At 60.7% G+C, this 6,598-nt stretch carries 5 protein-coding genes, 1 tRNA gene and 2 pseudogenes; 7 read left to right on the forward strand and 1 reads right to left on the reverse strand.

All coding sequences use genetic code 11. The features are described 5' to 3' along the window. Window positions 1–1,940 (reverse strand): OPT family oligopeptide transporter (locus tag AB4043_RS15670; RefSeq protein ID WP_442307469.1); only part of this gene is annotated, 1,940 nt, incomplete at its 3' end. Between the two features lie 285 nt (window positions 1,941–2,225). On the opposite strand from AB4043_RS15670, the gene AB4043_RS15675 reads away from it, so the two are divergent. From AB4043_RS15675 to AB4043_RS15705, 7 genes and pseudogenes are all read left to right on the forward strand, one after another. Continuing rightward, a complete protein-coding gene (locus AB4043_RS15675) occupies window positions 2,226–3,131 on the forward strand; it encodes a ComF family protein (protein ID WP_442307470.1) in 906 nt (301 codons plus the stop codon). 69 nt (window positions 3,132–3,200) lie between these two features. After that, a complete protein-coding gene (locus AB4043_RS15680) occupies window positions 3,201–3,770 on the forward strand; it encodes an HNH endonuclease (RefSeq protein WP_246153736.1) in 570 nt (189 codons plus the stop codon). 60 nt (window positions 3,771–3,830) lie between these two features. Beyond that, window positions 3,831–3,906 (forward strand) — tRNA-His (locus AB4043_RS15685). A 164-nt stretch (window positions 3,907–4,070) separates the two neighbouring features. Then, a pseudogene (locus tag AB4043_RS15690) lies at window positions 4,071–4,502 on the forward strand (DUF72 domain-containing protein); the annotation flags it as partial. A 118-nt stretch (window positions 4,503–4,620) separates the two neighbouring features. Then, window positions 4,621–5,391 (forward strand): YheT family hydrolase, encoded by a 771-nt coding sequence (locus tag AB4043_RS15695; RefSeq protein ID WP_442307471.1) that lies wholly within the window; start codon window positions 4,621–4,623, stop codon window positions 5,389–5,391. Next, on the forward strand, window positions 5,381–5,971 hold the full coding sequence (locus AB4043_RS15700; protein ID WP_442301050.1) for a hypothetical protein: 591 nt from the start codon (window positions 5,381–5,383) through the stop codon (window positions 5,969–5,971). Before AB4043_RS15695 ends, AB4043_RS15700 begins: the two co-directional genes overlap by 11 nt. A gap of 217 nt (window positions 5,972–6,188) precedes the next feature. Beyond that, window positions 6,189–6,598: pseudogene (locus AB4043_RS15705) on the forward strand (hypothetical protein); the annotation flags it as partial.

Below are 6,598 nucleotides of genomic sequence, written 5' to 3' on the forward strand. Positions count from 1 at the left end.
ACCATCCATCGCATTACGCCGCCGACAAAGATCGCCAGCGTCGTTCCGATCGACAGATAGGCACCCACGGCAAAGGTCAGGGAGCGGACGCCGAGCAGCTCCACCACAATCACCAGCGCCACGCCAAGCATGACCAGTCCCCAGGCCAACTTGCGTGTCAGAATGCCATTGATGACGGTTGCCATCAAGCGTCCCTGCGGCGCTGCCGCCTTCTCGCTGCCGATGCCCTGTACCCACTGGATCTCCGCCTGCCCTGTCGCGGGGTTATAGAGATACTTGCCATCCTCCAGCACCGACGATCCGATGGCGTTCAGCAGAATGTAGCTGCGCATTCCTTCCATCGGCTGCTTCGATTGATGCCCCGCGGCATCGTGACTCATCACCTCGATATGCGTACGGGTGAAGTTGCCGTTGCTGGAAACTCCCTGCGGCAGCGCACCAAGATCCAGCACACGCGGCGTCGGCATCTTCTGAAAGGTTTCCAGGCCGGTGTTCATCGCATTCAGCGTCGCTCCGATGGAGAAGACTGAGACGACGACGCCGACCATGATCGCCACCTGCTGCTTCCACGGAGTCGCTCCAATCAGGAAGCCGGTCTTCAGATCCTGCGAGGTATCGCCCGCATTCGACGCTGCGATACAGACGATGCCGCCGACCGTAATCGCCAGGGCTCCGAAGGCGGGCGCTGTCCATCCCTTCACCAGGAAGATCGCCGCCGTCGCCATCAGGGTTGCAATGGTCATTCCGCTCACCGGACTCGCCGACGAGCCGACGATACCCACGATGCGCGAACTCACCGTTACGAAAAGAAATCCGAAGATGACGACCAGCACCGCGGCTGCGATATTCGCCAGCAGACCCACCTGCGCCCCCGGCACCGGCTTCATCTGCAGGAACAACACCATCAGCACCACCAGCGCCACCGATCCCAGCCCGACCCACTTCATCGGAATGTCATGTTCGACACGGCTGGCCTTCTCCTCGGCCGAGATCGTCGCCGACCCTCCTTTCTTCCGGAAGCCTGCGGTCAGAGCGTTGACAATGGTTGGAGCCGTCCGCAGCAGCGTAATCAGACCGCTGCATGCCACCGCCCCGGCGCCCATCGGACGAACATAGGTTCGCCACAGGTCCGAAGGAGACATCTGCATGATCGGCACCGTGCCGGGATAGAGCGGCCCCTGCAGATGTCCACCGAAGAAGACGATCGCCGGCATCAGCACCAGCCACGAAAAGACACCGCCGGCCAACATGATGGCCGCGACGCGAATGCCGATGATGTAGCCGACTCCGAGGTACTCCGGGGTTACATCGGCGCGAATTGCCGATCCGCGCAGCAGATGCTGCGGCCCATAGTCCGGCTGATAGTTCGGCGTTCCCGGAAACAAACCGAAGAGGTTCTCATTCTGGAAGAGCGTGTAGACACCGCCGAGGCCCAGGCCAAGGAAGATACGCGAAGCGAAGCTCCCGCCTTTCTCCCCCGCGATCAGCACATCGGCGCACGCCGTTCCTTCGGGATAGGTCAGCGTGCCGTGTTCTTCCACAATCAATTGCCGCCGCAGCGGAATCATGAACAGCACACCGATCCAACCGCCGAAGAGCGCCAGGGCAAAGATGCGCGCCGCCTCCAGATCGAAGCCAAGAAAGATCAGCGCGGGCAAGGTAAAGATCACACCCGAAGCAATCGACTGCCCAGCGTTTCCCGTCGCCTGCACGATATTGTTCTCGAGGATCGACGACCGTCCGAAAGCTCGCAGAATCGAGATCGAGAGCACCGAGATGGGGATCGAAGCCGCCACCGTGAGTCCTGCTTTTAAGCCGACATAGACTGTGACCGCGCCGAAGAGCACACCAAAAAGCGCGCCGATCAACAGGGCGCGCAGAGTGAGTTCAGGACGGGTTTCGTTTGCAGGAACAAAGGGACGGAAGTTGTCGAGAGCCATCGATGAGCAATCCTTATGTTGAGCAGGAGTGTATCAGCGAAGTCGATGGATCAATTCGGTCTATCCGATAGAGCTTGTAGTCCTTACTTCCTTCGTTTCAATAGCATCACCCGCGTCATCACTGCCTGCATCCCTGATGGTTCCTATCTTTCTCAAGATATTGACTGGCGTTACCGCACAACCTATGGGTATACTGCGACCAACTGGCGCAAGATGTAACCTCTTTCAACCTGCGCCGGCCAATCGAGGTGCGTCTTCAGTCAGGCTGCAGACATGAAGCTCGGTGTGGAACGGTGGCGCGCACGCGTCCGCTACCTGCGAAGTCACGTGCTTGGGCGAAGTGATGCGCCGCCCGGTCGAAACCTGGCCGACAGCCTTTCCACTGTCCTGTTTCCCTCCGATTGCCGCGTGTGCCGCGAACCCCTGCTGCGCGCCTCCCGCGTGCCGGTCTGCGATGCCTGTCGCGGACTCCTGGTTCCCCAGACAATTTCCATGTGCGCCCTGTGCGGAGAAGCCCTGGGCTTTGAGTCCATCCGGCTCGAAGACGCTCCCTTGTGCCGCGTCTGCCGCTTCTCTCCACCGCCCTTCGCTCAGGCCGTGGCCTTCGGAGAGTACACCGGGGCGCTGCGTGAAATGGTCGGGCTCTTCAAGTTCGAACGCGTGGCGGTGCTGTCACGCCTGCTGGGTGAAAAGCTCGCCGAAGAGGTTCGGCAGATGCCTGGCCTCTCCCGCAACGCTATCGTCGTGCCGGTGCCGCTCTTCCGCAACCGTTTGACGGAGCGCGGTTTCAATCAGTCGCTGCTTCTGGCCGAGCAGGTCGTTCGTGTGCTGAATCGCCGCTATAACTTCCGCCTGCGCATCGCCGATGCGCTGCACCGCGTGAAGTCGACTGAGAACCAGTACCTCCTCACGCCGCGCCAACGCCGGCAGAACCTTCGCGGCGCCTTTGCGGTCAAGGATAAAGCGGCTATCGCGGAAAAGGACATTCTTCTGATCGACGACATTTACACCACTGGCGCGACCGCGCGGGAGTGCGCACGCATTCTGCTGCGGGAAGGTGCAGCCAGCGTACGCATCGCCACTTTGGCGCGTACGCAGCGCGATGTAGCCGTGCCATGGACAGGATTGGTAAGACCCACGCAATCGATCGCGGGGACAGGGAGTTTGCAACAGAATCAGGGTTTGATCTAACGCAGCGGAGGAAACACACAAATGCACGGCAAGGCGCGCAAGCAGAAGTCACTGGCGAAGTGTCACACCATGCAACACGGTCTGGGGCCTGCACATGCCCCGGAACGCACACGGGGATCCTCGCCGCTGCAGACCCCTGTGCTGGTGCTCAACGCTTCGTATGAGCCGATCAACATCTGCGGTGCTCGCCGGGCTCTGGTGCTGGTGCTCAAGGGAGTCGCCCGCACCGAAGAGGCGCAGGGAACTGAGCTGCACTCCGCTCGCGTGAAGGTGGAGATGCCCTCGGTCATCCGCCTTCTGGAGTACCGCCGCATCCCGCACCAGACCCGAGCCCTCTCGCGCAAGAACATCCTTCTGCGCGATCGCAATACCTGTCAGTACTGCGGCATCGTGCTTACGGCAGGCGAACTCACGCTCGATCACGTCGTTCCGCGTTCTCGCGGCGGAGCCTCCACCTGGGAGAACCTGGTCGCATGCTGCCACACCTGCAACCGGAGGAAGGGAAACTCGCTGCTGCATGAGCTTACGGACATGAAGCTAGCACGTGAGCCCCGCCCCTTCAGCCTGCACACCAGCCGGCACATCATGCGCATGATCGGCTCCAGTGATGCCAACTGGCGCAAGTATCTGTATTACTAGGGCGCGTCTTGGCTCCCACAGGCACCAGCCGCCGTCCTTTGCTACAATTGCAGAGGTACGGCGGCTATAGTTCAGGGGTTAGAACGCGGGTCTGTGGCACCCGATGTCGAGGGTTCAAATCCCTCTAGCCGCCCCAAACACACCTTTTCGTTGCGCGTCTTGAGCGAATCGCCCATTCTTCCGCATACGCTTTACACAGGTAGCTCGGGCTGGGCCTATCCCACCTGGAAACCAGGCTTCTATCCCGCCAAGACTCCCGCAAAACAGTTCCTCCCCTACTACGGGACCCGTTGCAACTCCGTGGAAGTGAACTATACCTTTCGCGCGCTACCCACCAACGCCATGGTTGCTGGTTGGGTCGCCGCCGTGCCGGAGAAGTTCCGTTTCAGCTTCAAGGCACCGCAGACCATCACYCATATCAAGCGTCTGCGCGACTGCGGTCCGTTGGTCGATGCCTTCACCGGCTCCCTCGCGCACGCCTATGCCGCCAAAAAACTCGGCGTTTTGCTCTTTCAGCTTCCTCCGAACTTCAAGGCAGATCTCGACCGCCTCAACGCTTTTCTCGATCTGCCGACGTTGCGCGACTGTCGCGTTGCGTTTGAGTTCCGTCACGAGAGCTGGTTTACCGACGCCACCTACGATGCCCTGCGCAACCATAACGCGGCGCTCTGTGTCGCCGAGAGCGAAGACCTGGTCACACCAGAGGTGCATACCGCGGCCGATTTCACCTTCTTCCGCCTGCGCAACCCGGCACACTTCACCGCCGACGATCTGCCGCGTTACAAGGCTCACTTCACAGCCGCTGGCGATTCTGCTGCATGGCCTGGAAGGCTCCTCTGCTTCGCAGTACATGCGTGGCAATGCCTCCAAGCTATGGGCCGCTGGCTGGTCCGTCATCCGCATGAACATGCGCAACTGCGGCGGTACGGAGCACCTGACACCGACGCTCTATCACTCCGGCCTCTCCGTCGATGTGTTGGAGGTCATGCGCTGGGCTATCCGCACGTATGGCGCGCAACGTATCAGCCTGATCGGCTACTCGATGGGCGGCAACATCGTACTTAAGCTCGCCGGCGAGCTTGGTAGTTCCATGCCTGAGCTGCAGTCGGTCGTCGGCGTCTCGCCGGCCATCGATCTTGGTCCCTCGGCTGATCGTCTTCACCGGGGCCGCAACCGGGTCTATGAGTGGAAGTTCCTGCGTGGCCTGCTGGTGCGCTATCAGCGGAAGTGTGAGCTCTTTCCGCAGATCTACGATCCTTCACGCGCAAACAACGTTCGCTCGATCCGCGACTTCGATGAGCGCGTGATGACGCCCTACTGTGGCTTCACTGGCGCGGACGACTACTATCATCGCGCCGCAGCAGCTCGCGTACTTGATCGCATCGCTGTACCCGCGCTGATCCTGCACGCCGCTGACGACCCTTTCGTCCGCATTACATCGGAGACCCGCGCCGTCATGGCTGCAAACCCGAACGTCACCTTTCTCGAGACGGCGCACGGCGGTCACTGCGCCTTTCTTGCCGAGCCTGGTGAAAGTTACGATGGCTACTGGGCCGAGCACACAGCACTTGCCTTTCTGCAACAGCACGTGCACATCCCGCAGGAGGCACATGCTCGCTGAGTGGTCGACCGAGACCGGGCAGCACGATCCGGTACTCGTCCTTCCCTGGCAGGCCGAGGGTTCGGCTCATGCCTTTGTAGATCTGCGGGACGATCCGGATGCGCTGGACTCGATTCCCGAGGCCGACGACCACGCCGCTTTGCTGCACGCGTTGCGCTCGCTCAACGTCTCCCGCTCGCCCGTCTACACCGCCAAATGCGATGCCTGGGAGATGGACGAAGCTGAGCTCGATGGGCTGCGGATGGAGTTGTTGATCGACTCACCGGAAGACGCGCCGCAGGGCTTCGCCAGCTACATCGACGTCCTCTGGCGCGACCGTAACGCCTTCCTCTCGCCGCACAAGCTCACGCCGCTGCTCGACCGCCTGACACGTCTTGCCGGCAAGCTGGAGCACCCGACGGCCAAGCTCGAGTTCATCCTGCGCCCCGCCGTCACCGACTTCGGCATGGTTCAGGAAGGCTATGCCGTTTCTCTCTATGTAAAGGCTGTTGGCCAGGATGCGAACGATGCTTATCTGCACTGGGCGGACGCATTGAGCGACGTCGTAGTTCTGATGCGCAGCAAAGACGCGATCCCGTAAATCGGGGCTGAAAACCCACTGCTCCCACCAGAGCTAAGCTCTATTGGTAGAGCCGCCACCATTCAACTATTCAACAAAAATGGCACCATGGGCGCACTGCTGAATCTCACCCCGTGAGACGAATCCCCGACGTGGTCTCACCACTCCCCCGTTATACTTTTCTGGCAAACCCAGCCACGCCTTTCGCTGCGCTGAACCCTCTGGAGACCACAGACCCATGATGAATCGTCGTCACTTCCACAAGCTTTCCCTGAGTGCGGCCGCAATGCCGTTCCTCGGTGGCCTTGAAGCTGCTGTCGCCGCCCCGGCCCCATCCAATACCTTCTCCGTCATGCTGTGGACGCTGGACAACAAACTGAGCTTCGAACAGAAGCTCGAACTGGTGGCCTCCGCCGGCTATAGCTCTGTCGAGGTCGGCAATGAGTACGAGAAGTGGACCCCTGAAGAGTGGAAGACCAATCTTGCGGCTCTGAAGAAGTACAAGCTCGGCGTCGACTCTGCTGTCCCTGGCCGCAACTCCCTGGCCGATCAGAGCAAGCGCACCTTCCTGCACGATGACCTGGTCAAAGCCATCCCCGGCGCAAAAGAGCTGGGTTGCAAACAGTTCATCTATACAGCCTTCAAGCG

This window comes from Terriglobus sp. YAF25 (assembly GCF_052113305.1).
Lineage (GTDB): Bacteria > Acidobacteriota > Terriglobia > Terriglobales > Acidobacteriaceae > Terriglobus.

Excerpts from the sequence above, each read along its gene's own strand:
- AB4043_RS15695 (WP_442307471.1), top strand. The coding sequence starts at position 4,621 with ATGCGTGGCAATGCCTCCAAGCTATGGGCCGCTGGCTGGTCCGTCATC.
- AB4043_RS15680 (WP_246153736.1), top strand. The coding sequence starts at position 3,201 with ATGCAACACGGTCTGGGGCCTGCACATGCCCCGGAACGCACACGGGGA.
- AB4043_RS15700 (WP_442301050.1), top strand. The coding sequence starts at position 5,381 with ATGCTCGCTGAGTGGTCGACCGAGACCGGGCAGCACGATCCGGTACTC.